The 1,003-nt window shown below is 67.0% G+C and carries 1 protein-coding gene; it reads right to left on the bottom strand.

All coding sequences use genetic code 11. From position 1 onward, the window contains the following. Positions 1-875: IS110 family RNA-guided transposase (locus ON20_RS25800; RefSeq protein WP_040839616.1), on the bottom strand; the 875-nt coding region annotated here is incomplete at its 3' end. Between the last annotated feature and the right edge of the window lie 128 nt (positions 876-1,003).

Raw genomic sequence — 1,003 nt, forward strand, 5'->3', positions numbered from 1 at the left:
CGGGCCGCTTCGACCAGCAGGCGGCGTGCGTGGGTGTTTCCGGTCTTGGTGATCGCCCCCTGCACACGCGACGATCCGGAGGAATACTCCGAGGGCACCAGACCGACGAACGATCCGATGGTGTTGCCGCTGAACCGATTCCAGTCACCGATCTCGACCGCCAACGCGAACCCGGTCAGCGTGGAGACCCCACGCAGACATGACACTCGTCGCACGACCTGGGTGAACTCACTCGCAGCGGCCATCTCCTCGATCGCGGCGTCGAGGCGTCCGCGTCTGGCCTGCATCGTCAGCACATGGTCGTAGTCGGCGTCGAACGCCATCCGTGTGGCCTGCGAGCTCAACTGTGGTGCCGCTTCGGTGTGCAGCCATCGGTCGTGCGCCCCGGTCCAGGCGGCGCCGCCGTAGTAGACGATGCCGTGCCGAAGCAGCAATTTCGAGAGCCGATGCCGGGCGCGCATCAGATCGCCTCGGCAGTCCTCACGCGCGCGCACCAGATCCCGGGCCGCCTCCTGATCGACGGTCGGGATCGACACCGCGGTGATCTCGTCCAACCGCAGCAACCGGGCCGGATGCAACGCGTCGCGGGCATCGGTTTTTACCCGGTCCCCGGCCGGTTTCTGCAGCTTCGAGGGTGCGACAACCTCACAGCGGATCCCGACCGCAGTCAACGCCCGATACAACCCGAACCCGGTCGGGCCGGCCTCGTAGGCCACCGCCACCGGACCCGGCAACCCCGATATCCACGACCGGATGTGCTCATACGACGGGGTCAACCGGGCTTGGAACACTTCACCTGTGACGCCGTCGATAGCTGCTGCCGCGACCGAACGTGCATGCACGTCCAGCCCGACACTCGTACGCTCGGTAAACACCGGGGCCTCCCACCACTGTCGGAAAGACCGGGCAGGCGACTCCCACTCGGTAACCCACGAACATGGGTGAGCGAGGCCCCGGCCCGCAACCCCCAGCTCAACGCCGGCGGCCACCCATACCGTCTAGG

It is taken from the genome of Nocardia brevicatena NBRC 12119 (assembly GCF_000308495.1).
GTDB lineage: Bacteria > Actinomycetota > Actinomycetes > Mycobacteriales > Mycobacteriaceae > Nocardia > Nocardia brevicatena.